Origin of the sequence: Serratia sp. FDAARGOS_506, from assembly GCF_003812745.1 — a bacterium.
Lineage (GTDB): Bacteria > Pseudomonadota > Gammaproteobacteria > Enterobacterales > Enterobacteriaceae > Serratia.
Genome location: NZ_CP033831.1, coordinates 2,178,723 through 2,203,456 on the forward strand (window position 1 = coordinate 2,178,723; position 24,734 = coordinate 2,203,456).

Consider the following 24,734-nt stretch of genomic DNA (forward strand, 5'->3'; position numbering starts at 1 on the left):
GTATGGGTTTTTATACAGTAATTGTCCATCGCCATGCGGCGTTGCCAAATACGCATACAATTCATCGATTGACTCGTCTGCGGCGGCACTGGAAAATCCTTCGCCCCGTTTGGCCGAATAATCCGCAGAGGTGTAATGGAAGCCTATTTACAAGATTTGATCACCCAGTCACTGGCTTTCACTCTGATGGTCGTTCTGCTGGTCGCTTTTCTCGAATCGCTGGCGCTGGTGGGGCTGCTGCTGCCCGGCACGGTGATGATGGCCAGCATCGGCGCTCTGATTGGCAGCGGCAAGGTGGACTTTTACTACGCCTGGGCGGCGGGCATCGTCGGCTGCCTGCTCGGCGACTGGATCTCTTATTTCGTCGGCCGCGCCTTCAAGGGGCCCTTGCATCGCTGGTCGTTCCTGAAGAAGAACAAGGCGCTGCTCGACAAAACCGAACACGCCTTGCATCAGCACAGCATGGCGACCATTCTGATCGGCCGCTTCGTTGGCCCGACGCGCCCGCTGGTGCCGATGGTGGCCGGCATGCTCGATCTGCCGCCGTACAAGTTTGCCTTGCCGAACATCATCGGCTGCCTGACCTGGCCGCCGGTCTATTTTTTCCCCGGCATCCTGGCGGGCGTGGCGATCGACATCCCTGCCGGCGCCAACAGCGCGATGTTCAAGTGGCTGCTGCTCGCCGCGGCGCTCACCCTCTGGCTGGCAGTGTGGCTGAGCTGGCGCTGGTGGCGTGAGGGCAAGCGCAACGCCGATCGGCTTAGCCGCTGGCTGACGCCGCTGCGGCTGCGCGTAGTTTGCGCCGTGAGTTGGCTGGCGGCGTTGGCGGTCGGTTATCTGCTGAGCCAGCAGCCGCTGATGCCGGTGTATCGGCACCTGCTGTGGCAGGTGCTGTCCGGGCAATGATTACGGGGGCGTCAGCCCCCATTCACTTTATTGGAAGAACGCTTCGAGCTGTTCAAATACCCGCACGTCTTCGCTGTGGCGATTCACCTGCAGCACGTCTTCCAGCTTTTCCACCTGGCTTATCATCTGCTCCAGCCGTTGGTCGTCGGCGACCAGTAGCCAAATGCGGCTCTGTTGGCCGTCTTTCAACGGCAGACACAAAATGCCTTCGACGTTGAACGCGCGACGGGCGAACAGCCCGCAAACGTGCGACATGACGCCGGGATGGTTGCGCACGGCCAGCTCCAGGATCACTTGGGGTTTATCTTGCGGTTGCAGCATGGCTTATTCTCCAATCATGTCGATGTTGGCGGCGCCCGGCGGCACCATTGGGAACACTTTTTCGTTAATGTCGATCAGCGCGTGGATCAGGCAGGGGCCCGGGCGTTGGATCGCTTCGGCCAGCGCGGCCTGCGGATCTTCCGCGGCGTTCAAATCGCAGGTATCCAGCCCGAATCCGGCGGCGATCTTCAGGAAATCGGTGCGCTTCGGATAGGCGGCGGCGAAAATGCGCTGCTGGTAGAACAGGGTTTGCTGCTGGTGCACCAGCCCCAGCGCCTGGTTGTTCATCAAAATGATTTTCACGTCCAGACCGTGCTCGACTGCAGTGGCCATTTCCTGAATGTTCATCATCAGGCTGCCGTCGCCGGAGAAGCACAGCACTTTACGCTCCGGTTCCGCCAACGCCGCGCCGATCGCCGCCGGCAGACCGAAGCCCATGGTGCCCAGGCCGCCCGAAGTCAGCCACTGACGCGGCCGGCTCAGCGGATAGGCCTGCGCCACCCACATCTGATGCTGGCCCACGTCGGTGGTGATAATAGCGCTGTCGTCCACGCAGCGTGCGGCGGCCAGCACCAGGCCGTAATGGCTCAGCGGATCGTCGGCGTTCGGCATGTTGAACGGGAACTCGCGTTTCAGGTCGTTGACGGTGTTCAGCCACGCGCTGCGCGGCTGTGTGTCGATCTGCGGCAGCAGCTGTTGCAGTACCTGACCGACGTCGGCATGGATCGCCACGTTGGCCTGCTTGACCTTGCCCAGCTCGGCGCGGTCGATATCCACGTGAATAATGGCGGCGTTAGGGCAGAACTGCTCGGTTTTGCCGATTGCCCGATCGTCGAAGCGCGCGCCCAGCACGATCAGCAGATCGGCCTCCTGCAGAATGAAGTTGGTGCTGCGCGCCGCGTGCATGCCCAGCATACCCAGCGACAGCGGGTGTTCCACCGGCATCGCGCCCAGCGCCATCAGCGTCATGGTGGTAGGCAGACCGGCGCGTTCGGCCAGTTCCACCGCCTGTCGGTGAGCGTCGGCGCAGATGATGCCGCCGCCCAGGTAGAGGATCGGGCGTTTAGCCTGGTTGATCATCGCGGCGGCCTGCGAAACCAGCGCCGGATCGAAGGTCGGTGCGGCGTCCGGCGCGGCGATCGGCGGCAGCGCTTCCAGGGTGATGGTGGCGGTTTGCACGTCTTTCGGCACATCGATCCATACCGGGCCGGGGCGGCCGGACTCGGCAATGCGGAAGGCGTCGCCGATCACCTGCGGCAGCTCGCGAATATCGCGCACCAGGTGGTTGTGCTTGGTGATCGGAATGGAGATACCGTAGGTGTCCACCTCCTGGAAGGCGTCGGTGCCGATCATTGAGGAAGGCACCTGCCCGGTGATGCACACCAGCGGAATGGAGTCGAGCTTGGCGTCGGCAATGGCGGTGACCAGATTGGTGGCGCCCGGCCCGCTGGAGGCGATGCACACCGCCGCTTTGCCATTGGCTCGCGCCATGCCCTGTGCCATAAAGCCCGCGCCCTGTTCGTGGCGCGCCAGCACGTGGTGTATGCGGGTGCTTTGGCTCAGCGCGTCATACAGCGGCAGCGCGGCACCGCCGGGAATGCCGGCGACGGTGGTAATGCCCTGCCGCTCCAGCAGATGAACGATCAATTGTGCGCCGGTGAAGCTGGTGCCCGGTTGAGGTGAGCCCGAAGTTGCCATGTTCCTGTCCTTTCTCAAGGCCGGTGAGCTTTTCTGGGCAGGGTGCTAAAACAAGAAACCCCGCCCGGTTTGCGCCGGCGGGGTTTGGGAATCGATGCGTTGATTCGGACCCTACGGCGCATTGCCGACGACCACCACCACACGCACGACGACCACCGCGGCTGGTAGCGCGGTAACTAGTAGGGTCGAAGTCAGCGAAGATGCGATCACAGGGAACCTTATCATCAGTAAAAAAAGTCAGGTTTTTATAAAAACACAGGCGCAAAATTCACACAACAGGTTTATCGGCGCAGCATAAAAAACGCGCGTTAGATCACGCTTTACCCGAAATGCCCAGCACGCGCGCTTCCGGCGCGCTGCCGTCCAGCAGGGCCTGCGTTGGGCCGTCGTAGTAGATGCGCCCATCGACCACCAGCAGCGTGCGCGGCGCGATGCGCGCGGCGTCGTCGAGGTTGTGCGACACCATCAGCAGCGTCAGGTTACGCTGTTCGCACACCGTCTGCAGCAGCTGCAGCATCTCGTTGCGCAGCGCCGGATCGAGCGCCGAGAAAGGCTCGTCGAGCAGCAGGATCGGCCGTTGGCGAATCAAACAACGCGCCAGCGCGGCGCGCTGACGCTGACCACCGGAAAGCTGCGACGGCAGGCGCTCCAGGTGCTCCTCCAGGCCGACCTGACGGGCGATATGCTCCCGCTGTTGGCGCTGTTGCTCAGTCAAGCGCAGACCGGGATCCAACCCCAGCCCGATGTTCTGCGCCACCGTCAGGTGCGCGAACAGGTTGTTCTCCTGAAACAGCATCGACACCGGCCGTTTGGCCGGCGGCGTGGCGGTATGGTCTTCGCCGTTCAGCTGCAGCCGGCCGCTGGCCGCCGGCAGGAAACCTGCGATCAAACTCAGCAGGGTGCTTTTACCGGCGCCGCTGGGGCCGAGCACCGCGACGCGCTCGCCCGGCCGGATGCGCAGATCAAAGCGCATCGGCAGGTGTTCATACAGATAGGTCAGTTTTTCAAGCGTCAGCATGGCGCCCCGGTAAGCGTTCGATCAGGGTAAACAACAGGAAGCACAGCAGCAGCAACAGCAGCGCGGTCACCGCCCCGTCGTTGCTGCGATAGGCGCCAATCTGCTGATACAGGTAAAAAGGCAGGGTACGGAAATGCTCGTTGCCAAACAAGGCGACCACCCCGAAATCGCCGATCGACAGCACGCAGGCGAAGGCCAGCGCCTGCGCGAGCGGGCGGCGCAGCGCGCGCAGTTCTATCAGCCGCAGCCGTTGCCAGCCGTGGATATCCAGCGACAGGCACAGCGGGTTGTAACGTTCGGCGAGGTCGCGCATCGGATTCTCCAACACCTTCAGTGCATAGGGCACCGCCATCAGCGCATTGGTGAGGATCACCAGCGCATAGGGCGACTGCGGCAGTCCGATCGTATCGCTCAGCAACAGGAAGAAGCCGGTAGCCAGCACGATGCCGGGCATCGCCAGGATCACCATGCCGCTCAGCTCCAGCGCCTGGCCGCCGCGCAGATGCTGCCGCAGTTTCAACTCGCGGCTGCTCCACAGCAGCATCATCGTGAGCGCCACGCACAGCAGTCCGGCGCCAAGGGCGATGCGCAGCGACGTGAACAGCGCCTGCCACAGCACCGGCTGGCGCAGCACGCTGACGACGGCCTGATTGGCGCCGTCGGCGATCACCGCCAGCAGGGGCGGCAGCAGCAGCAGCAGTGCGGCGGCGATCAACAGAAAATCGCCGACGCGCCGCCACAGGCTGTCTTCCGGGTTGCGCCAGCGCTGGGCGTGGGTATGGCCCACCGGCAGCGCCTGGCTTAGGCGCTGGCTGATCAACACCAGCCCCAGACAACAGCTTAACTGGATCAGCGCCAGCATGGCAGCGCGGCCCAGATCGTAGTCGTAACTCAGCGCCTGATAGATAGCCAGTTCGATGGTGGTGGCCTGCGGCCCGCCGCCCAGCGACAGCACGGTGGCGAAGCTGGCGAAGCACAGCATGAAGATCAACGCGCCGCTCGGCAGGATCTGGCGGCGCAGCGCCGGCCATTCAACGAAGCGGAACTGCTGCCAGCCATTCATGCCCAGCTGGGCGGCCAGCTGGCGCTGCTCTACCGGGAGATTCTCCAGCGCCTGCAGCAACAGGCGGGTGGCCAGCGGCAGGTTAAAAAACAGGTGCGCCAGCAGAATGCCCTGCAGGCCATAGGGCGAGAAGCCATACTCGACGCCCAGCCAGCCGCACAGCGCCGCCAGCCAGCCCTGGCGCCCATAGACGCTGAGCAGACCGAACACTGCCACCAGTACCGGCAGTACCAGCGTCATGGCGCACAGCCGCAGCAGCAGCTGCCGGCCGGGGAAACGGCGGCGATAGAGCGCGCGCGCCAGCAGAACGGCGGGCAGCACCGAAATCAGCGCCGACAGCAGCGCTTGCCAGAAGGTGAAACGCACCACGTGCCACAGGTAACTGTCCTGCCACAGGCCGCGCCAGTCGCTGTCCGGCGCGTGACGCCACAGCGAGCCCATCGCCAGCGCGGCGACCAGCAGGATCACGCCGGCGGCCAGCAGCCCCGGCCAGAGCCAGCGGGGGATCAGCGGCTGACGGCGGCTTGCCATGCCCGGATCCACCCGCCGCGTTGTTTGGCCACCTCTTCGGCGCTGTATTGCAGCGCGGTATGCGGCACGTTCATCTGTTCAAAGCCGGCGGGCAGCGGGGTGTTGATCACCGGATACATCCAGTTGCCGGTCGGGATGGTGTTCTGGAACGCCGGCGTGACCATGAACTGCATGAAACGCTCCGCCAGCTCGGGCTGTTTGGCGGCCTTCAGCTTGCCTGCCACTTCCACCTGCAGGTAGTGGCCTTCGCTGAACGTGGCGGCGGCGTAGAGATCTTTTTTCTCTTCGATCAGGTGATAGGCGGGAGAGGTAGTGTAGCTGAGCACCAGATCGCCTTCCCCTTTCAGGAACAGGCCGTAGGCTTCGCTCCAGCCTTTGGTGACGGTGACGGTCTTCTTCGCCAGCTGCTGCCAGGCGGCCGGCGCCTTGTCGCCATACACTTTTTGCATCCACAGCAGCAGGCCGAGGCCCGGCGTGCTGGTGCGCGGATCTTCGTAGATCACTTTCCAGTTGCTATCGCTGCTGACCAACTCCTGCAGGCTCTTCGGTGGGTTCTTCAGTTTTTCTTTGTTGTAGACGAAGGCGAAGTACCCATAGTCGTAAGGCACGAAGGTCGTGTCCTGCCAGCCGCCCGGCACCGTCAGTTTGGCGGTGTCGACGCCGCTCGGCGCGAACAGGCCGGTTTGCTGCGCCGCCTGCAACAGGTTGTTGTCCAGCCCCAGCACCACGTCGGCGGCGCTGTTCTTGCCTTCCATGCGCAGGCGGTTCAGCAGCGAGACGCCGTCTTCCAGCGCGACGAACTTCAGTTCACAGCCGCACTCGGCTTCGAAGGCTTTTTTCACCGCCGGGCCAGGGCCCCAGTCGGCGGCGAAAGAATCGTAGGTGTAAACCGTCAGCGTCGGCTTGGCGAACACCGGCGCGGCACACAGCAGCAAGAAGCAGGGCAGATATGTTTTGACCACGTTGCACTCCTGAAAAATAAGGGGGCAAGGGCATCTGAGGGGGCGAGGCGGCGTCGCCGGTTCGCTGGGCTCAAATCCCTCCGCCGGTATTGACCGGATCAGGTTCGACGGGTGTGCTCTCAGCGGAAAATCGGGCTTATCACGCGGCCCGACTTACCGCACCCCGTTGAGACGGCGCTATTGTAAAGATTAACCGACCCGGGCGAAAGGCGCTTATGCCTCCGGCGGGGCAAACCAGGCGGACTTGAAGTCGAACCAGCCGAGGGTGTTCATCCGCACGCCGCGCATGCTGCGCTGGCCGTGCAGCTGCAGCCAGTGGTGAAACAGCGGATGCAGCTGGTGATTGCTGACCAGGCGCTGGCAGAACTCCGCCAGCGGCAAGCGGTTGGCGCGCCACAGCGCTGCGTCCTGCGCCAGATCCTCGTTCATGCAGTGCTGCATCAGCGGCAGTTCGTACAGCGTGGCGAACAACGAAAACTCCAGCGGCAGATAGAAGTTGGCGCTACCAAGCCACAGATCGCTGCGCGCGTCGCCCTGGTGCCAGATGGCGTAATCCACGCTTTGCACGATCAGGCGGATGCCGTGCTGCGCCAGCAGCGGTTCGATCGCCTGGCGAATGGCGTGAAACTCCGAATGTTCATTGAAGTGGGTCATCGTCAGTTCGGTCAGGCCCGCGGGTTTGGGTTGCTGCGCCAGCGTGCGGTTGTGGTGCCAGCGCGGGAGCAGGCCGTACGCCGGCGACCAATAGCGCTGGTACAGCGGCCCAGCGTTGCTCAGCAGCGAAATGGGGTTGATCAATTCGCATAGCCAACTGCGAATGGCGGGGTCGGCAGCCAGCGGTGAACGCTGATCGAACAGCAGGAAATAGCAGCCCTCTTCCAGCCGGCTTTCCAGTTCGTTTTTGCCGGTTTCATCGCCCTGCAGCTGCACGCCCGAGTGTACCAGCTCTTCGGAGAACTCCGGCAGCACCCAGATGTTCACCTCGTCGATCAGCGCCCGGTAGCCAAAATAGTCGTCGAAGGCGTGGATCTTCATCTGGCTGGGATGGTTGCGCACCACGCGGTAGGGGCCGGTGCCGACCGGATGGCGGGCGAAGTCCGGCAGCTCGCGCCATTCACGCGGCAGGATCATGGCCTGCACGCTGCCCAGCAGCCAGGGCAACCAGTGGTCGGGGCTGCGCAGATGCACGTCGATAACGAACGGTGTCGGCGAGGTGACGCTCTCGATATGCGAGAACAGCGGTTGCGAGGTCAGACGCGAGAGGGAAGTGATGACATCCGCCATCTCCAGCTCGCGGCCATGATGAAAATGGATCGCCGGGCGCAGATAAAACCGCCAGTGCAGCGGCGTCAGCGCCTGCCAATGGTGAGACAGATCGGATTCCAGTTCCCCGTTTTCCTCATTTATGCGCGTCAGGCCATTGAAGATCTGGCGTGCCAAATGGGTCTCCGAACGCCGCAGCGCCGATCCGGGCAGCAGGTTGTACAGCTGCCGGTAGTAGAGCACCCGCAGGATGTGTTTCCCCTGGCGGAAGCTGCGCCCCAGCTGCGACAGCAGCATTTGGCGTACCACGTTTTTGTCGCCCACCAGCTGTACCAATTGATCGATGCGGTCCTGTTCCAGCAGCTCCTCGGCCCGCTGTTGCTGCAGCGCCAGGCCGGTGTAATGGAAGGTTAATCGTGAACGCTTGCCGCGCCCCGACTCCGCCTGCCAGGTAAGCCAGCCCTCCCGCTGCATGGCGCTCAACAGAGAGCGCACGTGGCGCCGCGAGCAGCTCAGCACCTCCGCTAGCGCCTGCAGCGTGGTGTCGGTGGTTTCACCGTGGCAGCGCTGCCACAGACGGATGAACTGCTGCTGCAATCGGGATGTGGACATAAAAGAGGAACGCTCCTGCCTCAACTCGTCAATTTTTCTTTCCCTATATTACGCCGATAATTTTCATCAATGAAAGGGGAGGGCGTAATCATGAAAGCTTTCTTATCCAGACAGTTCTATCAGCGCTATTTCAGCGCGGTGCGCCGTCAGCACGCCGACTGGCTGAGCGTGGTGCCCGAACAGGCGCGGCTGGCGATGCTGGCGCACCTGACCCAATGGGATATCAAAGAGATGACTGATAAGCAGTATCGCGAGCACCTGTAGGGGCCGCGGCAACCAGTTTCTGAGTAATGGTGCTGTTTCACCAGCCAGTGGGGTGACCCACTGGTTTTTTTATGCGTGACCATGGCGATGTGCTTGCATTTTTCTTGCCGTGGCCTAAGGTTCTTTCTTCTGCTTTGAGGTCAGGGAAGACGATATGCAACGCCTGAGCCGGTTGTCACTGCGCATCAACCCTATCTTTGCCGCATTCCTGCTGATCGCTTTTCTCTCCGGTATCGCCGGCGCGTTGTTGACGCCGACGCTCAGCCTGTTTTTGACCACCGAGGTCAAGGTGCGGCCGCTGTGGGTCGGGCTGTTCTATACCGCCAATGCGGTGGCCGGCATCGTGGTCAGTTTCCTGTTGGCCAAACGTTCCGACACCCGCGGCGATCGGCGCAGGCTGATCCTGCTGTGCTGCCTGATGGCTGTCGGCAACTGTCTGCTGTTCGCGTTTAACCGCGATTACCTGACGCTGATCACGGCGGGAGTATTGATGTCCGCCGTTGCCAACACCGCCATGCCGCAGATTTTCGCGTTGGCGCGGGAATACGCCGACAGCGAGGCGCGTGAAGTGGTGATGTTCAGCTCGGTGATGCGCGCCCAGCTTTCGCTGGCGTGGGTAATCGGCCCACCGTTGTCGTTTGCGTTGGCGCTGAATTACGGATTCACCGTAATGTTCCTGATCGCCGCCGCCACGTTCGCGGTTTGCGTGCTGTTGGTGGGATTTATGCTGCCTTCGGTGCCGCGTGCGGCGGAGAATGAGGGGTTAAAGGGGGGGAGTTCTGCGCCGATTGCGCCCGCCAGTGCCTGGCGCAATCGCGACGTGCGGTTACTGTTCATCGCCTCGATGCTGATGTGGACCTGCAACACCTTATATATCATTGATATGCCGCTGTATATCACCACCGATCTCGGCCTGCCTGAAGGGTTGGCCGGGGTGCTGATGGGCACCGCTGCCGGGCTGGAGATCCCGGCGATGCTGCTGGCCGGTTATTACGTCAAACGCTTCGGCAAGCGCAACATGATGCTGTTGGCGGTGGCGGCGGGCGTACTGTTTTATCTCGGCTTGACGATGTTGGCGACCAAGCCGGCCCTGATAGCGCTGCAATTGCTGAACGCGGTGTTTATCGGCATCGTCGCCGGCATCGGCATGCTCTATTTTCAGGATTTGATGCCGGGCCGACCGGGCGCTGCCACCACGCTGTTCACCAACAGCATCTCTACCGGGGTGATCCTGGCCGGGGTATTGCAGGGAGCGCTGGTGGAGAACTTCGGGCATGGCTCGGTGTATTGGATGGCGGCGCTGTTGGCGCTGGCGGCGCTCTGGATGAGCGCCAAAGTGCGTGAAGTGTGAGGTCAAACGGCGGCATTCTTGATGTAAGTCATTGAGAAGGCGAAACCGGACGCCCAAGCTGAAGGCATATGGAGCGCGATCGTTGCGCCCACGCCCGTCTCACTATTGAGATGCCGCCTTGTTGTTTAGAACAGTGGGAACGTTATGGATAAACTCACACCGCTCAAACCGCTTCCTTCCCTGTGCGCTCTCGTCGCCACGCTGATCATCTGGTTCCTCATTCCCGTCCCGGAGGGCGTTGCGCCCAACGCCTGGCAGCTGCTGGCGCTGTTTATCGGCACCATCATCGCCATCATCGGCAAAGCGATGCCGATCGGCGCGGTCTCGGTGATCGCCATCGCCCTGGTGGCGGTGACCGGCGTCACCAATCCCGGCAAGCCGGGCGCCGCGCTGGACGACGCGCTCAGCGGCTTTTCCAACCAGTTGATCTGGCTGATCGGTTTTTCGATCATGATCTCCCTCAGCCTGAACAAAACCGGGCTGGGCGCGCGCATCGGCTACTACTTCATTTCGCTGTTCGGCAAAAAAACGCTGGGTATCGCCTATGCGCTGACGCTGGCGGAAACCACGCTGGCGCCGGTGACGCCGAGCAACACCGCACGTGGCGGCGGCATTATTCACCCGATCATGAAGTCGATCGCCGACAGCTTCGGTTCCAAACCTGAGCTCAATACCTCCGGTAAAATCGGCCGCTATCTGTCGTTGGTGAACTACAATATTAACCCCGTTACCTCGGCGATGTTTATCACCGCCACCGCGCCTAACCCGCTGATCGTCAGCCTGATTGCCAAAGGCACCCACGGCAGCTTCGAGCTGTCTTGGTCGATGTGGGCGGTGGCCGCGCTGGTGCCGGGGCTGTGCTCGCTGATTGTGATGCCGTTGGTCATCTATCTGCTGTATCCGCCGGAGGTGAAAAGTACCCCGGACGCGCCGCGCTTCGCGCGCGAAAAACTGCAGGCGCTGGGGCCGGTGACGCTGCCGGAGAAAATCACCCTCGGGGTGTTCGCGCTGCTGCTGGTGCTGTGGGCCGGCATCCCGGCGATGATCTTCGGCCCGGCGCTGGCGGTCAACCCCACCACCGCGGCGCTGATCGGCCTGGCGGTGCTGTTGGCCACCGGCGTGCTGAGCTGGGAGGATGTGCTCAAGCATAAAGGTGCCTGGGACACCGTGGTGTGGTTCTCGGCGCTGGTGATGATGGCCAGCTTCCTCGGCAAGCTGGGGCTGATCGGCTGGTTGTCGCAAACCGTAGGCAACGGCATCGACCATATGGGCATGAGCTGGGTGGGCGGCACGATCTTGCTGACCCTCATCTATTTGTATTCTCACTATTTCTTCGCCAGCACCACCGCGCATGTGACGGCGATGTTCGCCGCCTTCTTCGCCGCCGGCATCGCGCTCGGCGCGCCGCCGGCGCTGCTGGGCCTGATCCTGGCGTTCTCTTCCTCGCTGATGATGTCGCTGACGCATTACGGTACCGGCACCGCGCCGATCATCTTCGGCTCCGGCTATGTGACGCTGGGAGAATGGTGGAAAGCGGGGCTGGTGATGAGCGTGATTAACCTGCTGATCTGGATGCTGATCGGCGGGGCATGGTGGAAACTGCTGGGCTACTGGTGAGGAAAAAACTCACCCGCCGGGCGGCGGGTGAAGAGGATTAATTCAGAAACGCCGGCTGCTGCGCTTCGTAGCGGGAGATGTCCGCTTCGTGCTGCAGCGTCAGGCCGATGCTGTCCAGCCCGTTGATCATGCAGTGGCGGCGGAAGCTGTCGATTTCGAACGGATAGCTTTTGCCGCCGGCGTTGACCGTCTGGTTCTCCAGATCCACCACGAACTCCGTCCCTTCGTTGGCGTCCACCAGCTTGAACAGCTCATCCACCTGCTGCTCGCTCAACGTCACCGGTAACAGCTGGTTGTTGAACGAGTTGCCGTAGAAAATATCGGCGAAGCTCGGTGCGATCACCACTTTGAACCCGTAATCGGTCAGGGCCCAGGGCGCGTGTTCGCGCGAGGAACCGCAGCCGAAGTTCTCGCGCGCCAACAGGATACTGGCGCCTTTATAGCGCGGTTTGTTCAGCACGAACTCCGGGTTAGGCTGTTGGCCGGCGTCGTCGAGGAAGCGCCAGTCGTTGAACAGGTGCTGGCCGAAGCCGGTGCGGGTGACCTTCTGTAAAAACTGTTTGGGAATAATGGCGTCAGTATCGACGTTGGCCGCATCCAAAGGCACTACTAAGCCGGTATGTTGAGTAAATTTAGCCACGTTAGCCCCTTAGTGAATATCACGGATGTCGGCGAAGTGACCGGCGACGGCGGCCGCAGCGGCCATTGCCGGGCTGACCAGGTGGGTGCGCCCACCGCGGCCCTGACGCCCTTCGAAGTTACGGTTGCTGGTGGATGCGCAGCGCTCGCCCGGATTCAGGCGATCGTTGTTCATCGCCAGACACATCGAGCAGCCCGGCAAACGCCATTCGAAACCGGCTTCGATAAAGATTTTGTCCAACCCTTCGGCTTCCGCCTGGGCCTTCACCGGGCCGGAGCCTGGTACCACGATGGCCTGCACGCCGCTGGCGACCTTGCGCCCTTTGGCGATCGCCGCCGCCGCGCGCAGATCTTCGATGCGTGAGTTGGTGCAAGAGCCGATGAATACTTTGTCGATCGGCACTTCGGTCAATTTGATGCCCGGCTTCAAATCCATGTAGGCCAAGGCTTTTTCAGCGGAGGCGCGCTCGACCGGATCGCTGAACGATTCCGGCGCCGGAATTGCCTGATTGACGGCGATCACCTGGCCGGGGTTGGTGCCCCAGGTGACCTGCGGCGCGATCTCTTCGGCGCGCAGCGTCACCACGGTATCGAATTGGGCGTCGGCATCGGACTTCAGCGTGCGCCAATAGGCGACCGCCTGCTCCCAGTTTTCGCCGGTAGGTGCGAACTGGCGCCCTTTCAGGTAGGCGAAGGTGGTGTCGTCCGGTGCGACTAACCCGGCCTTGGCGCCCATTTCGATCGCCATGTTGCACAGGGTCATGCGGCCTTCCATGCTCAACGCTTCGATTGCCTTGCCGCAGAATTCCACCACGTGGCCGGTGCCGCCGGCGCTGCCGGTTTTGCCGATCACCGCCAGCACGATGTCTTTGGCAGTAATGCCCTCGGCGGCGTCGCCGGTGACTTCAATCTTCATGGTCTTGGCGCGGCCCTGCTTCAGGGTCTGGGTCGCCAGCACATGTTCCACCTCGGAGGTGCCGATGCCGAACGCCAGCGAGCCGAAAGCGCCGTGGGTGGCGGTGTGCGAGTCTCCGCAGACGATAGTCATGCCCGGCAGCGTCATGCCTTGCTCAGGCCCGATCACGTGCACGATGCCCTGGAACGGGTGGTTCAGGTCATACAGTGAAACGCCGAATTCCGCGCAGTTCTTGATCAGCTCCTGCATCTGGATGCGCGCCATTTCGCCGCTGGCGTTGATGTCTTTGGTCTGGGTCGACACGTTGTGATCCATGGTGGCGAAGGTTTTGCCTGGCTGGCGCACCTTGCGGCCCATGGCGCGCAGGCCGTCGAACGCCTGCGGCGACGTGACTTCGTGCACCAGGTGACGGTCAATATACAGTAACGGCGTTTCGTTCGGCGCTTCGTGCACCACGTGGGCGTCGTACAGCTTCTGGTATAAGGTTTTAGCCATGTTATGCCCCCTGAGCTACAAAGCGAGCGATGATGTCGCCCATTTCATCGGTGCTGACGGCTTTACCGTCACCGGCCAGATCGGCGGTGCGGTAGCCCTGTTCCAATGCCTGGTTGATGGCGCGCTCCACGGCGTCGGCCGCTTCATCGGCGCCCAGGCTGTAACGCAGCAGCAGGGTGGCGGACAGGATCTGCGCAATCGGGTTGGCGATGCCTTTGCCTGCAATATCCGGCGCGGAGCCGCCCGCCGGTTCGTACAGACCGAAGCCTTGCTCGTTCAGGCTGGCGGATGGCAGCATGCCCATCGAGCCGGTGATCATCGCGCACTCGTCGGACAGGATGTCGCCGAACAGGTTGGAGCACAGCAGCACGTCGAATTGGGACGGATCCTTGATCAACTGCATGGTGGCGTTGTCGATATACATGTGCGACAGCGACACGTCCGGGTAATCCTTGGCGACCTGATTGACCACCTCACGCCACAGGATGGAGCTTTGCAGCACGTTGGCCTTGTCGATCGACGTCACCTTATGGCGGCGCTTGCGGGCGGATTCGAAGGCGATGCGCGCGATGCGTTCAATCTCGAAACGGTGGTACACCTCGGTATCGAAAGCGCGCTCCTGCATGCCCTGGCCTTCGCGGCCCTTCGGCTGGCCGAAGTAGATGCCGCCGGTCAGTTCGCGCACGCACAGAATGTCGAAACCGCGGGCGGCGATGTCGGCGCGCAATGGGCAGAAGGCTTCCAGCCCTTGATACAGACGCGCCGGACGCAGGTTACTGAACAGTTTGAAGTGCTTGCGCAGCGGCAACAGCGCGCCGCGTTCCGGCTGCTCGGCCGGCGGCAGGTGTTCCCATTTCGGGCCGCCCACCGAGCCGAACAGAATGGCGTCGGCCTGCTCGCAGCCGGCGATGGTCGCTTGAGGCAACGGGCTGCCGTGGCGATCGATGGCGATGCCGCCGACGTCGTATTCGGCGGTGGTGATGCGAATATCAAAGCGTTGACGCACCGCGTCCAACACTTTGCGCGCCTGAGCCATTACTTCCGGGCCGATACCGTCTCCGGGCAAGACGGCAATGTGATAAGTCTTCGTCATGTTCACACCGTTTCCTGATTATTTTGATGTTTGTTTTGCTGCAGACGCTGCTTTTCTTTTTCTACCTGCTGTGAGCGCCAAATATTGTTCAACACGTGCACCATCGCCTTGGCGGAGGATTCGACGATGTCGGTCGCCAGGCCCACGCCGTGGAAACGGCGGCCGTTGTAAGAGACCACGATATCCACCTGGCCCAGCGCGTCGCGGCCATGGCCCTTGGCGGTCAACTGGTACTTCACCAGCTCGATCGGGTAGTCGGTGATGCGATTGATCGCCTGATAAACCGCATCGACCGGGCCGTTGCCGGTGGCGGCTTCGGCTTTCTCTTCGCCGCCGCAGATCAGTTTCACCGAGGCGGTGGCCATGATGCTGCTGCCGGACTGCACGCTGAAGTAGCCCAGGCTGAAGTGCTCCGGCTCTTCCTGCTGTTTATTGATGAAGGCCAGCGCCTCCAGGTCATAGTCGAACACCTGGCCCTTTTTGTCGGCCAGCTTCAGGAAGGCGGCGTACAGGGTATCCAGGTTGTAGTCCTGTTCCTGGTAGCCCATTTCTTCCATGCGGTGCTTCACCGCCGCGCGGCCGGAGCGGGAGGTCAGGTTCAACTGCACGTCCTTCAGGCCGATCGACTGCGGGGTCATGATTTCGTAGTTTTCGCGGTTCTTCAGCACGCCGTCCTGGTGAATGCCGGAGGAGTGGGCGAAGGCGTTGGAGCCGACGATCGCCTTGTTGGCCGGGATCGGCATGTTGCACAGTTGGCTGACGATCTGGCTGGTGCGGAAGATTTCCTGATGATTGATGTTGGTGTGCACGTTCATGATGTCCTGGCGCACTTTAATTGCCATGATCACCTCTTCCAGCGAACAGTTGCCGGCGCGCTCACCGATGCCGTTCAGGGTGCCTTCCACCTGACGGGCACCGGCCTGTACGGCGGCGATGGAGTTGCCGACCGCCATGCCCAAATCGTCGTGGCAGTGCACGGAGATGATGGCCTTATCGATGTTCGGCACGCGGTCATACAAGGTGGTGATGATGCCGCCGAACTGGTTCGGCGTGGTGTAGCCGACGGTGTCCGGAATATTGATGGTGGTGGCGCCGGCGTTGATGGCGGCCTCGACCACGCGGCACAGATTGTCGATAGGTGTGCGGCCGGCGTCTTCACAGGAGAACTCTACGTCGTCGGTGTAGTTGCGAGCGCGTTTGACCGAGCGCACCGCCATCTCCAATACTTCGTCGAACGAGCGCTTCAGCTTCGATTCGATGTGCAGGGTCGAGGTGGCCAGGAACACGTGGATGCGGAAAGCTTCGGCGACGCGCAGCGCTTCGGCGGCCACGTCGATGTCTTTGTCCACGCAGCGGGCCAGGCCGCAGACGCGGCTGTTCTTGATCTGGCGCGCGATGGTTTGCACCGACTCGAAGTCGCCGGGCGAAGAGACCGGGAAGCCGACTTCCATCACGTCTACGCCCATTCTCTCCAGCGCCAGCGCAATCTGAATCTTCTCTTTTACGCTCAGGCTGGCCTGTAATGCCTGTTCGCCATCACGCAGCGTGGTATCGAAAATAATGACTTGTTGGCTCATCGGTGCATTCCTTATCGTGTTGATTTCACGCTAAGCGGGCAAAAAAAAACCCGCGCAGTAGCGCGGGTTTCTTATGGGTGATCGGCTGAGTCAGCTCCGAACTTCGTCCACAGGCATACCGCGCAAACAAGATGCGTTGAGTAGTAGGCCTAGTAGACGGTGAGTACGGATCATAAGGGTTCAGCTTCTCTTAAATTGGGTGTCTGCCTAATTTGATACGTGATTGGCCTGGCGATGTCAACACCTGATTGAATGCGGGGACAATGCATCGGCTAATTGGCTAAACAGAGGATCATTCGGCAAAAAAGCGTCATCTTAGAGAAAAAACCGGGGCTGTTTGCGTGCTGCTTAGCATAAACGAATCGAATATAGACTGCGCTAATTGCTTCTGGATTTCGTTGGGTTAAGATTTGTGGTGAAAAATAAGAGAAGGTGATCGCGGAGGGGTAAATAAAATAACATTTTTAATACAAATGTTTTAAATTGAATTCATACGATTAATTTATTGTTTTAGTCATAATATAACAAAATAATGCGTTTTTACGCAAAGTGAGCGGTGTTTTTAGATGGTTTGATTGCTTGTGATGTGTTTTTATAGTTTGTCTCATACAGTGCGGTTGCGTTGTTTAATTGTATTAATCATTTTTGCTACCTAATTATTAGTACCACCCAGGTGGTATTCTTCCCGTTGACGGGAGAAGCTGCTGACATGTATCCCATATACGACTTATATCGTGACGATAACACGAGGTTTTTTATCGGCTGATGGCGGTAATGGCAGAGTGAGTCGTGCAAAGATAAGACAATGCGGTGTTTCATTGTTTGTCGAGCATAAGGATTAGATTTTCTACACAGGATTTAGTGGAGTGAAATATGGCTGAATATGATTCAGAAATCGCCACGGTCAAAGAGCCGGCGGACATTCATTTGCGCAGCGTCGATCTTAATTTGCTGACGGTGTTTGACGCCGTGATGCAAATGCAAAATATTACGCGAGCCGCTAATTCGTTAGGGATGTCACAGCCCGCGGTGAGCAACGCGGTGGCGCGCTTGAAGGTGATGTTCAACGACGAACTGTTCGTGCGCTGCGGGCGTGGGATCCAGCCCACCATGCGGGCCAGGCAGCTTTTTGGGCCGGTGCGGCAAGCGCTGCAGCTGGTGCAAAATGAGTTGCCGGGTGCCGAGTTCGAACCGCTGACCAGCACGCGAACGTTCTCGCTGTCGCTGTGCAGCCCGCTTGATCTGCGTCTGGGCGCCGGGATAATCAATCACGTCAAACAGATTTCGCCGCAGCTTAACCTGCAAATAAAGTCATACATCAACAATAATATTGAGCATCAATTGCGTTATCAGGACGTCGAGTTTGTCATCGGCTACAGCCGTTTCGAATCGACGGAGTTTCGCAGCCTGGCGATGTTTGACGACGAATTAGTGCTGGCGGTTGCGCAGACACATCCGAGAATGGGTGAGGAGGTGACGCCGGAGCAAATGCTGGCCGAGCAGCATGCCGCTGTTGCCCTGGAAAGCTTTGGATCGTTCAGTAAACCTTTTTATTTAGAAGAACCGATGCTGCGCGCCGTAACGCAACAGTGCACGGATCTCTACAGCGTGTTGAATATGGTATCGCAAACGGACATGGTGGCGATTGCTCCCGCCTGGTTGGTGCGACAGCAGACGGAGACGTTGAAAATAAAAGCGGTGCCTTTATGCGGCAGCGATAATAAAGCTACCTGTTACCTCTCCTGGCATGAGTCCACTGAGCGGGATAAGGGGCACCAGTGGATGAAATCCGTCCTGATTGAAGCGGGCAATCCAATGTAAAGCGATAAATAACGGGGTTATATAAAGATAATATCCAACTGAGCGTTTTTCCTCATAATAAAAACTAAGAACTATCTGTGTTTTTATTAAGATATTTCTTGGTTTTGCGGCGATAGAATAACTTATTTTCAACGTGAGCGTGTTCGTTTACCAAAAATAATTAATATGAATTTATATTCTGATTTTTACTTTTCGGGTGGAATTTTAAACTAACCCGATGCGGCGGCCCGGAGGGGCCGCGTTTTATTGCCGTCATCTAACCTTTGCCTCCCCGATCTGTCCAGGCCATGACAGCGCGAAAGTCGAGCTGAGTTTTAGCTCACACTTCTACGCTGAAATCGCTTTTCCCCCTGCATGAGAGTAGGTAGACTGCGCAGAAAAAAGTAAACACGTGTAAGCTGAGATGGGGCCGTAAGGCGTCGTTCAGGCTTAACTGTTTGATTCATTTCAGGCTTAGAGCACTATGATCACTAATCTGCTGCAATACCATCTGATCCATCGTATACAGCATCAAATCACCCACCGAGCCGATCGCACAGCTTTTCGCCAATGGTCGCCCAGCGGCGAGTTTCAACTGACCTGGGGAGAGGCTGCCGCCCGTATTGATCGCATTGCCGCCGGCCTGTTGGCGCTGGGCGTCGAAGTGCAAGAGCGTGTCGGTATTTTCGCCAATAACACGCTAGCCTGGTCGTTGACCGATCTTGCTATCCTTCACCTGCGCGGCATCAGCGTTCCGCTCTATTCCACCAATACGCCGGCACAGGCGGCGTTCGTCACCAACGACGCCGATATCCGCATACTGTTTGTCGGCGAGCAGGCGCAGCTTGACGCCGCCATCGCGCTGCGCGGCGTCTGCCCACAACTGCGTCATATTGTCGTCTTCGACGAGGGGGTAGATCTGCGCGGCTGCGAGATCGCACAGCACCTGAGCGCCTTCGAGCGCGCTGCCGATCCGGCCGCTTTTGCCGCTCAACGCCGGCAGCGCATGGAAGAGTGTGACCTGCAGGATCTCTTCACCCTGATCTATACCTCGGGCACTACCGGCGAACCGAAAGGGGTGATGCTGGACTACCGCAACCTGGCGGCGCAGCTCTATCTGCATGATGAACGACTGACGGTCGGCGAAGAGGATGTGTCGCTCAGCTTCCTGCCCTTGTCGCATGTGTTCGAGCGGGCATGGAGCTTCTTTGTGATGCATTCCGGCGCGCAGAACGTCTTTCTGCCGAATACCGACTGGGTGCGGGAAGCGATGGGGCAGGTGCGCCCGACGTTGATGTGCGCGGTGCCGCGTTTCTACGAGAAGATTTTTAGCGCGGTGCATGAAAAGGTGGCGCGCGCCCCTTGGTTGCGCCGTGCGTTGTTCCATTGGGCGATCGTCTGCGGCGAACGCAAATTCCTGCAGGAGCGCGCCGGCAAACCGTTGGGTAAAGTGTTTGAACTCACCCACCGCTGGGCTGATAAGCTGGTGTTGAGCAAGCTGCGCGGTATCCTCGGCGGCCGGGTGCGCTTTCTGCCGGCAGCGGGTGCCAAGCTGGACGACAATGTGATCCTGTTCTTTCAGGCGATGGGCGTCAACATCAAGTACGGTTACGGCATGACTGAAACCTGTGCGACCGTCTCTTGCTGGGAAGAGGGGCATTTCCGTTTCGGTTCTATCGGCAAACCGCTGCCGGAGGTCGAGGTGCGCATTGGCGAGGAAAATGAAATTCAGGTGCGCGGGCCGATCGTGATGCGCGGCTATTTCAACAAACCGTTGGAAACCGCCGCGACCTTTACCGAGGACGGCTGGCTGAAAACCGGCGACGCCGGGGCGATCGATGAAGAGGGCAACCTGTTCATCACCGAACGCCTGAAGGATTTGATGAAAACCTCCGGCGGCAAATATATCGCGCCGCAGATGCTGGAAGGCACGCTGGCGCAGGATCGCTTTATCGAGCAGGTGGCGATCATCGCCGATGCGCGTAAATTCGTTTCCGCGCTGATCGTGCCGTGCTTTGAGTCGCTGGAAGAGTATGCGAAATCAGTCAATCTGAAATACCAGGATCGCCTGGAGCTGCTGCGTAACGGTGAGATCCTTGAGATGTTTGAAAAACGCCTCCGTGAGATGCAAAAGGAGCTGGCGCGCTTCGAACAGGTGAAGAAATTCACTCTGCTGCCGGCGGCCTTTTCTATGGAACTGGGGGAGTTGACGCCAACGCTGAAGCTGCGCCGCAAAGTGATCCTGCAGCGCTATCAGCGTGAAATCGACTCCATGTACCAGGAACAGGGCTGAGGCCGCCGCCGGGCCGCGCGTTCGGCGAAAAAAACGGCATATTCTTCGCCTGATTTAGTTCTGTAATTTCCCCTCTGTTCGAAACAATGCCTAGCCTGACGCCCCTGGGGCTAGCGCATTGTTTTTATAAAGTCGCGATCTCCAGCCGCTTGGCAATAACCCCGCCGCCGTTAAGCCATTTTGCCGTTTGCCTGCCCCATATTCTGACGTTATGTTAATTCGATAGCGACAACCCATAAAAATTTAGGGGCATTGCCCCGCAGCAGGCGCTACGTTCCGGCGCCAGAGAAGAATAAGCAAGCCTGGAGGCAAACCCATGGAGATGTTGTCAGGAGCCGAGATGGTCGTCCGATCGTTGATCGATCAGGGCGTTAAACATGTATTCGGCTACCCCGGCGGGGCGGTGCTCGATATCTACGACGCCCTGCATACGGTCGGAGGGATCGATCATATTCTGGTGCGCCATGAGCAAGGTGCGGTGCACATGGCCGACGGTTACGCGCGCGCCACCGGCGAAGTGGGCGTGGTGCTGGTGACCTCCGGCCCCGGCGCCACCAACGCCATTACCGGTATCGCTACCGCTTATATGGACTCGATCCCGATGGTCGTCCTGTCGGGGCAGGTGCCCAGCTCGCTGATCGGCTACGACGCCTTCCAGGAGTGCGATATGGTGGGTATTTCGCGCCCGGTGGTGAAACACAGCTTCCTGGTGAAACGCACCGAAGACATCCCGGCAGTGTTGAAGAAGGCGTTCTACCTGGCTTCCAGCGGTCGCCCCGGCCCGGTGGTGATCGATTTGCCGAAAGACATCGTCGGCCCGGCAGTGCGTATGCCTTATGCTTACCCACAGGACGTGAGCATGCGCTCTTATAACCCGACGGTGCAGGGCCATCGTGGGCAGATCAAACGTGCGTTGCAAACCATTTTGGCAGCCAAAAAACCGGTGATGTACGTCGGCGGCGGTGCGATCAATGCCGGCTGTGAAGCCGAACTGTTGGCGTTGGCGGAGCAACTGAACCTGCCTGTGACCAGCAGCCTGATGGGATTGGGGGCTTTCCCCGGCACCCATCGCCAGAGCGTCGGCATGCTCGGCATGCACGGCACCTATGAAGCCAACAAAACCATGCACCATGCCGATGTGATCTTCGCCGTCGGTGTGCGTTTCGACGATCGCACCACCAATAACCTCGCTAAATACTGTCCGGATGCCACCGTACTGCACATCGATATCGATCCGACCTCGATCTCCAAAACGGTGGATGCCGATATTCCGATCGTCGGCGATGCCAAACAGGTGCTGGTGCAGATGCTGGAGCTGCTGGCGCAGGACGAGAAAGCGCAGGATCACGATGCGCTGCGCGACTGGTGGCAGTCTATCGAGCAGTGGCGTGCCCGCGACTGCCTGGGTTACGACAAGAACAGCGGTACCATCAAGCCGCAGGCGGTGATCGAAACCCTGCATCGCCTGACCAAAGGCGAGGCGTATGTCACCTCGGACGTGGGCCAGCACCAGATGTTCGCCGCGCTCTATTATCCGTTCGACAAACCGCGCCGTTGGATCAACTCCGGCGGCCTCGGCACCATGGGCTTCGGCCTGCCGGCGGCACTGGGCGTCAAGCTGGCGCTGCCGGAGGAAACCGTGGTGTGCGTGACTGGCGACGGCAGCATTCAGATGAACATTCAGGAGTTGTCCACCGCGCTGCAATATAACCTGCCGGTAGTGGTGGTGAACCTCAACAACCGCTATCTGGGCATGGTGAAGCAGTGGCAGGACATGATTTATTCCGGCCGCCACTCGCAGTCCTACATGGACTCTCTGCCGGACTTCGTCAAGCTGGCCGAAGCTTACGGCCATGTCGGCATCGCCATTCGCACGCCAGACGAGCTGGAAAGCAAGCTGGCACAGGCGCTGGCAGAAAAAGAGCGGCTGGTGTTCGTCGACGTGACCGTCGATGAAACCGAACATGTTTATCCGATGCAGATCCGTGGCGGAAGCATGGACGAAATGTGGCTTAGCAAAACGGAGAGGACCTGATCATGCGCCGTATTTTATCTGTCTTGCTGGAAAACGAATCCGGCGCCTTATCGCGCGTGGTTGGGCTGTTCTCCCAGCGCGGTTACAACATCGAGAGCCTGACGGTGGCGCCGACCGACGATCCGACGCTGTCGCGCATGACTATCCAGACCGTCGGTGACGAGAAAGTGCTGGAGCAGATTGAGAAGCAGTTGCATAAGCTGGTGGACGTGTTGCGCGTCAGCGAGCTGGTGCAGGGCGCTCACGTTGAGCGCGAGATCATGCTGGTTAAGCTGCAGGCCAGCGGCTACGGCCGCGAAGAGGTGAAGCGCTGCGCCGACATTTTCCGCGGCCAGATCGTCGATGTGACGGCGACGCTGTATACGGTACAGCTGGCCGGTACCAGCGACAAGCTGGACGCTTTCCTGAGCGCGGTGCGCGAAGTGGCGGAGATCGTGGAAGTGGCCCGCTCCGGTGTGGTCGGCGTGTCGCGCGGCGACAAAATCATGCGCTGAGCGCGGTATGTCGGCGAATAATCGGGGGCGCGGCGTGGCTGCGCCCTTTGTTTTTCGGTATTTTTTGCCCGAATGCTGGCACCTTTCGGCAAAAGCGGTTGCTAGGCAGTGTTTTCTGCTGTTAGATCGCAGAGGCTGGATTGAATAACCGCACGGGATGTCATGGTTAATCCGAGCACAGCCTTCACTTCTATTTTCAGCGTCATTAAGGGGTTAATGTGAAACTGGATGAAATCGCGCGTCTCGCGGGCGTTTCGCGCACGACGGCCAGTTACGTCATCAACGGCAAGGCGAAACAGTATCGTGTCAGCGATAAAACCGTCGAGAAAGTGATGGCCGTGGTCAGGGAGCATAATTATCACCCGAATGCCGTCGCGGCGGGGCTGCGCGCCGGGCGTACCCGTTCTATCGGTCTGGTGATCCCGGATCTGGAAAATACCAGCTATACCCGCATCGCCAACTACCTGGAACGTCAGGCGCGTCAGCGTGGCTACCAATTGCTGATCGCCTGTTCCGAAGATCAGCCGGACAACGAAATGCGCTGTATCGAACACCTGCTGCAGCGCCAGGTGGATGCCATCATCGTCTCCACCGCCTTGCCGCCGGAACATCCCTTCTATCAACGCTGGGCCAACGATCCGCTGCCGATCATTGCGCTGGACCGCGCGCTGGATCGCGAGCATTTCATCAGTGTCGTCGGAGCCGATCAGGAAGACGCCTTTGCGCTGGCGCAGGAGCTGCGCACCTTCCCGGCGGAATCGGTGCTGTACCTGGGCGCTTTGCCGGAGCTTTCGGTGAGCTTCCTGCGTGAGCAGGGTTTCCGCCAGGCCTGGCAAGAGGATCCTCGCCACGTCGATTACCTGTATGCCAACAGCTATGAACGTGAAGCAGCCGGCGCGCTGTTTGCCGAATGGCTGAAAACGCACCCGATGCCGCAGGCGCTGTTCACCACCTCGTTCTCGCTGTTGCAGGGTGTGATGGACGTGACGCTGAAGCAACGCGGCCGTTTGCCGACCGACCTGGCAATTGCCACCTTCGGCGACCATGAACTGTTGGATTTCCTCGAGTGCCCGGTGCTTGCGGTGGCGCAGCGCCATCGCGACGTGGCCGAGCGCGTGCTGGAGCTGGTGTTGGCCAGCCTGGACGAACCGCGAAAACCCAAGCCGGGACTGACGCGTATTCGCCGCAATCTGTTCCGCCGCGGCAGCCTGAGCCGCAAATAGTTCGCTTCACGGGAGCCCGCCTTGTCGGGCTCCGGGTTTAGACGTAGCCCGCTACTCGGAACAGCCGCCGGCAATATTCCAGGAAATAACCATACACCACGCCCATCGCCATGGACACCAGCGCATTGCTGGTGACTGCTGCCAGCATTTGTTGGCCGTCGGCGCCCACGCTCCACAGAATGGCGGCATAAACCGGCGATTGGAAGCTGACGTAGGCCAGCAGGTCGGCGAGGTTGCGCAGCACGAACTGGCCGCGCGGGCAGCGGCGCGCCGTGCGGATAAACAGATCTCGATAGCGGCCGTAAGGCCAGGCGATCAGGATGTTAACCGGGATCGACAGCAGGCGCGAAGAGAGGGATTGCTGGAAACTCATGCCGGAGATCAACACTTCTATCGCCATGCCGGCGATAAAGCAGTACACCACCAGTGCGAACGTATCGGCAGCGGCGCTACGCCAGTGAGCGGCGGGCGAAAGCATGTATCATCCCCTTTGGTTATAATTCTGTTAAATTATTAATTAATGGGTGTTAATTCTGGTTTCTTGCCTTTTATGTAGTGTACTA

General features: G+C 59.9%; 21 protein-coding genes and 1 riboswitch. Of the genes, 9 read left to right on the forward strand and 12 right to left on the reverse strand.

Annotated features, from left to right (window positions below):
* Positions 1 to 135 precede the first annotated feature (135 nt).
* Positions 136 to 906 carry a DedA family protein gene (locus EGY12_RS10500; protein ID WP_123893480.1) on the forward strand — a complete coding sequence of 257 codons (771 nt, stop codon included), beginning with the start codon at positions 136 to 138 and terminating at the stop codon, positions 904 to 906.
* A gap of 27 nt (positions 907 to 933) precedes the next feature.
* Here EGY12_RS10500 and ilvN (EGY12_RS10505) read toward each other — a convergent pair whose 3' ends face one another.
* From ilvN (EGY12_RS10505) to sgrR, 7 genes are all read right to left on the reverse strand, one after another.
* On the reverse strand, positions 934 to 1,227 hold the full coding sequence (ilvN, locus tag EGY12_RS10505) for an acetolactate synthase small subunit (protein ID WP_123893481.1): 294 nt from the start codon (positions 1,225 to 1,227) through the stop codon (positions 934 to 936).
* A gap of 3 nt (positions 1,228 to 1,230) precedes the next feature.
* Positions 1,231 to 2,925 (reverse strand): acetolactate synthase large subunit, encoded by a 1,695-nt coding sequence (gene ilvB, locus EGY12_RS10510; RefSeq protein WP_123893483.1) that lies wholly within the window; start codon positions 2,923 to 2,925, stop codon positions 1,231 to 1,233.
* A 111-nt stretch (positions 2,926 to 3,036) separates the two neighbouring features.
* Entirely contained in the window at positions 3,037 to 3,150 is a 114-nt protein-coding gene (gene ivbL, locus EGY12_RS10515; protein WP_154747116.1) for an ilvB operon leader peptide IvbL, read from the reverse strand.
* Between the two features lie 88 nt (positions 3,151 to 3,238).
* Positions 3,239 to 3,943: a thiamine ABC transporter ATP-binding protein ThiQ gene (gene thiQ, locus EGY12_RS10520; protein WP_123893485.1), complete on the reverse strand. Its 705-nt coding sequence runs from the start codon at positions 3,941 to 3,943 to the stop codon at positions 3,239 to 3,241.
* Complete coding sequence (gene thiP / locus EGY12_RS10525; protein ID WP_123893487.1) at positions 3,930 to 5,537, reverse strand: thiamine/thiamine pyrophosphate ABC transporter permease ThiP; 1,608 nt, start codon at positions 5,535 to 5,537, stop codon at positions 3,930 to 3,932. Before thiP ends, thiQ begins: the two co-directional genes overlap by 14 nt.
* Positions 5,513 to 6,499 carry a thiamine ABC transporter substrate binding subunit gene (gene thiB, locus EGY12_RS10530; RefSeq protein WP_123893488.1) on the reverse strand — a complete coding sequence of 329 codons (987 nt, stop codon included), beginning with the start codon at positions 6,497 to 6,499 and terminating at the stop codon, positions 5,513 to 5,515. Before thiB ends, thiP begins: the two co-directional genes overlap by 25 nt.
* Positions 6,500 to 6,556: 57 nt before the next feature.
* Positions 6,557 to 6,675: riboswitch (TPP riboswitch) on the reverse strand.
* Positions 6,676 to 6,712: 37 nt separating this feature from the next.
* Positions 6,713 to 8,374 carry an HTH-type transcriptional regulator SgrR gene (gene sgrR / locus EGY12_RS10535; RefSeq protein WP_123893490.1) on the reverse strand — a complete coding sequence of 554 codons (1,662 nt, stop codon included), beginning with the start codon at positions 8,372 to 8,374 and terminating at the stop codon, positions 6,713 to 6,715.
* A 90-nt stretch (positions 8,375 to 8,464) separates the two neighbouring features.
* On the opposite strand from sgrR, the gene sgrT reads away from it, so the two are divergent.
* The 3 genes from sgrT to EGY12_RS10550 all read left to right on the forward strand — a co-directional run bounded on the left by sgrT (position 8,465) and on the right by EGY12_RS10550 (position 11,606).
* Positions 8,465 to 8,638, forward strand: a complete 174-nt coding sequence (gene sgrT, locus EGY12_RS10540; protein WP_074188579.1) for a glucose uptake inhibitor SgrT — start codon at positions 8,465 to 8,467, stop codon at positions 8,636 to 8,638.
* A gap of 154 nt (positions 8,639 to 8,792) precedes the next feature.
* On the forward strand, positions 8,793 to 9,989 hold the full coding sequence (locus EGY12_RS10545) for a sugar efflux transporter (protein WP_123893492.1): 1,197 nt from the start codon (positions 8,793 to 8,795) through the stop codon (positions 9,987 to 9,989).
* Positions 9,990 to 10,133: 144 nt separating this feature from the next.
* Entirely contained in the window at positions 10,134 to 11,606 is a 1,473-nt protein-coding gene (locus tag EGY12_RS10550; protein ID WP_123893494.1) for a DASS family sodium-coupled anion symporter, read from the forward strand.
* Between the two features lie 37 nt (positions 11,607 to 11,643).
* Here the strand turns inward: EGY12_RS10550 and leuD are convergent, their stop codons facing one another.
* Genes leuD through leuA form a run of 4 tightly spaced genes read right to left on the reverse strand, consistent with a single transcriptional unit; the run spans position 11,644 to position 16,326 of the window.
* The gene (gene leuD / locus EGY12_RS10555) at positions 11,644 to 12,246 is read right to left on the reverse strand and encodes a 3-isopropylmalate dehydratase small subunit (protein ID WP_025159634.1); all 603 of its coding nucleotides are present in this window, start codon (positions 12,244 to 12,246) and stop codon (positions 11,644 to 11,646) included.
* Positions 12,247 to 12,255: 9 nt separating this feature from the next.
* Positions 12,256 to 13,656 carry a 3-isopropylmalate dehydratase large subunit gene (gene leuC, locus EGY12_RS10560; protein WP_033631780.1) on the reverse strand — a complete coding sequence of 467 codons (1,401 nt, stop codon included), beginning with the start codon at positions 13,654 to 13,656 and terminating at the stop codon, positions 12,256 to 12,258.
* A 1-nt stretch (position 13,657) separates the two neighbouring features.
* On the reverse strand, positions 13,658 to 14,749 hold the full coding sequence (gene leuB, locus EGY12_RS10565; protein WP_123893496.1) for a 3-isopropylmalate dehydrogenase: 1,092 nt from the start codon (positions 14,747 to 14,749) through the stop codon (positions 13,658 to 13,660).
* A gap of 2 nt (positions 14,750 to 14,751) precedes the next feature.
* Complete coding sequence (leuA, locus tag EGY12_RS10570; protein ID WP_004932820.1) at positions 14,752 to 16,326, reverse strand: 2-isopropylmalate synthase; 1,575 nt, start codon at positions 16,324 to 16,326, stop codon at positions 14,752 to 14,754.
* Between the two features lie 873 nt (positions 16,327 to 17,199).
* Here leuA and leuO point away from each other — a divergent pair.
* The 5 genes from leuO (at position 17,200) to cra (ending at position 24,171) form a co-directional block, all read left to right on the forward strand.
* A complete protein-coding gene (leuO, locus tag EGY12_RS10580; RefSeq protein ID WP_123893498.1) occupies positions 17,200 to 18,147 on the forward strand; it encodes a transcriptional regulator LeuO in 948 nt (315 codons plus the stop codon).
* Between the two features lie 463 nt (positions 18,148 to 18,610).
* Positions 18,611 to 20,419, forward strand: coding sequence for a long-chain fatty acid--CoA ligase (locus EGY12_RS10585; protein WP_123893499.1), 1,809 nt, complete (start codon positions 18,611 to 18,613; stop codon positions 20,417 to 20,419).
* A gap of 316 nt (positions 20,420 to 20,735) precedes the next feature.
* Positions 20,736 to 22,454 (forward strand): acetolactate synthase 3 large subunit, encoded by a 1,719-nt coding sequence (gene ilvI / locus EGY12_RS10590; RefSeq protein ID WP_123893500.1) that lies wholly within the window; start codon positions 20,736 to 20,738, stop codon positions 22,452 to 22,454.
* A 2-nt stretch (positions 22,455 to 22,456) separates the two neighbouring features.
* Positions 22,457 to 22,948 carry an acetolactate synthase small subunit gene (ilvN, locus tag EGY12_RS10595; protein WP_004932806.1) on the forward strand — a complete coding sequence of 164 codons (492 nt, stop codon included), beginning with the start codon at positions 22,457 to 22,459 and terminating at the stop codon, positions 22,946 to 22,948.
* Positions 22,949 to 23,166: 218 nt separating this feature from the next.
* Positions 23,167 to 24,171, forward strand: a complete 1,005-nt coding sequence (cra, locus tag EGY12_RS10600) for a catabolite repressor/activator (protein WP_004932801.1) — start codon at positions 23,167 to 23,169, stop codon at positions 24,169 to 24,171.
* 37 nt (positions 24,172 to 24,208) lie between these two features.
* On the opposite strand, the gene EGY12_RS10605 is transcribed toward cra, so the two are convergent.
* Positions 24,209 to 24,649 (reverse strand): L-alanine exporter AlaE, encoded by a 441-nt coding sequence (locus EGY12_RS10605; RefSeq protein WP_043148147.1) that lies wholly within the window; start codon positions 24,647 to 24,649, stop codon positions 24,209 to 24,211.
* Positions 24,650 to 24,734: the final 85 nt, after the last annotated feature.

Coding starts and splice junctions, on each gene's coding strand:
- thiQ (WP_123893485.1), bottom strand. CDS start 3,943: ATGCTGACGCTTGAAAAACTGACCTATCTGTATGAACACCTGCCGATG.
- ilvN (WP_123893481.1), bottom strand. CDS start 1,227: ATGCTGCAACCGCAAGATAAACCCCAAGTGATCCTGGAGCTGGCCGTG.
- sgrT (WP_074188579.1), top strand. CDS start 8,465: ATGAAAGCTTTCTTATCCAGACAGTTCTATCAGCGCTATTTCAGCGCG.
- EGY12_RS10605 (WP_043148147.1), bottom strand. CDS start 24,649: ATGCTTTCGCCCGCCGCTCACTGGCGTAGCGCCGCTGCCGATACGTTC.
- EGY12_RS10550 (WP_123893494.1), top strand. CDS start 10,134: ATGGATAAACTCACACCGCTCAAACCGCTTCCTTCCCTGTGCGCTCTC.
- EGY12_RS10585 (WP_123893499.1), top strand. CDS start 18,611: ATGATCACTAATCTGCTGCAATACCATCTGATCCATCGTATACAGCAT.
- leuC (WP_033631780.1), bottom strand. CDS start 13,656: ATGGCTAAAACCTTATACCAGAAGCTGTACGACGCCCACGTGGTGCAC.
- sgrR (WP_123893490.1), bottom strand. CDS start 8,374: ATGTCCACATCCCGATTGCAGCAGCAGTTCATCCGTCTGTGGCAGCGC.
- ilvI (WP_123893500.1), top strand. CDS start 20,736: ATGGAGATGTTGTCAGGAGCCGAGATGGTCGTCCGATCGTTGATCGAT.
- EGY12_RS10545 (WP_123893492.1), top strand. CDS start 8,793: ATGCAACGCCTGAGCCGGTTGTCACTGCGCATCAACCCTATCTTTGCC.
- ilvB (WP_123893483.1), bottom strand. CDS start 2,925: ATGGCAACTTCGGGCTCACCTCAACCGGGCACCAGCTTCACCGGCGCA.
- leuA (WP_004932820.1), bottom strand. CDS start 16,326: ATGAGCCAACAAGTCATTATTTTCGATACCACGCTGCGTGATGGCGAA.
- leuO (WP_123893498.1), top strand. CDS start 17,200: ATGGCTGAATATGATTCAGAAATCGCCACGGTCAAAGAGCCGGCGGAC.
- ilvN (WP_004932806.1), top strand. CDS start 22,457: ATGCGCCGTATTTTATCTGTCTTGCTGGAAAACGAATCCGGCGCCTTA.
- ivbL (WP_154747116.1), bottom strand. CDS start 3,150: ATGATAAGGTTCCCTGTGATCGCATCTTCGCTGACTTCGACCCTACTA.
- EGY12_RS10500 (WP_123893480.1), top strand. CDS start 136: ATGGAAGCCTATTTACAAGATTTGATCACCCAGTCACTGGCTTTCACT.
- leuB (WP_123893496.1), bottom strand. CDS start 14,749: ATGACGAAGACTTATCACATTGCCGTCTTGCCCGGAGACGGTATCGGC.
- thiP (WP_123893487.1), bottom strand. CDS start 5,537: ATGGCAAGCCGCCGTCAGCCGCTGATCCCCCGCTGGCTCTGGCCGGGG.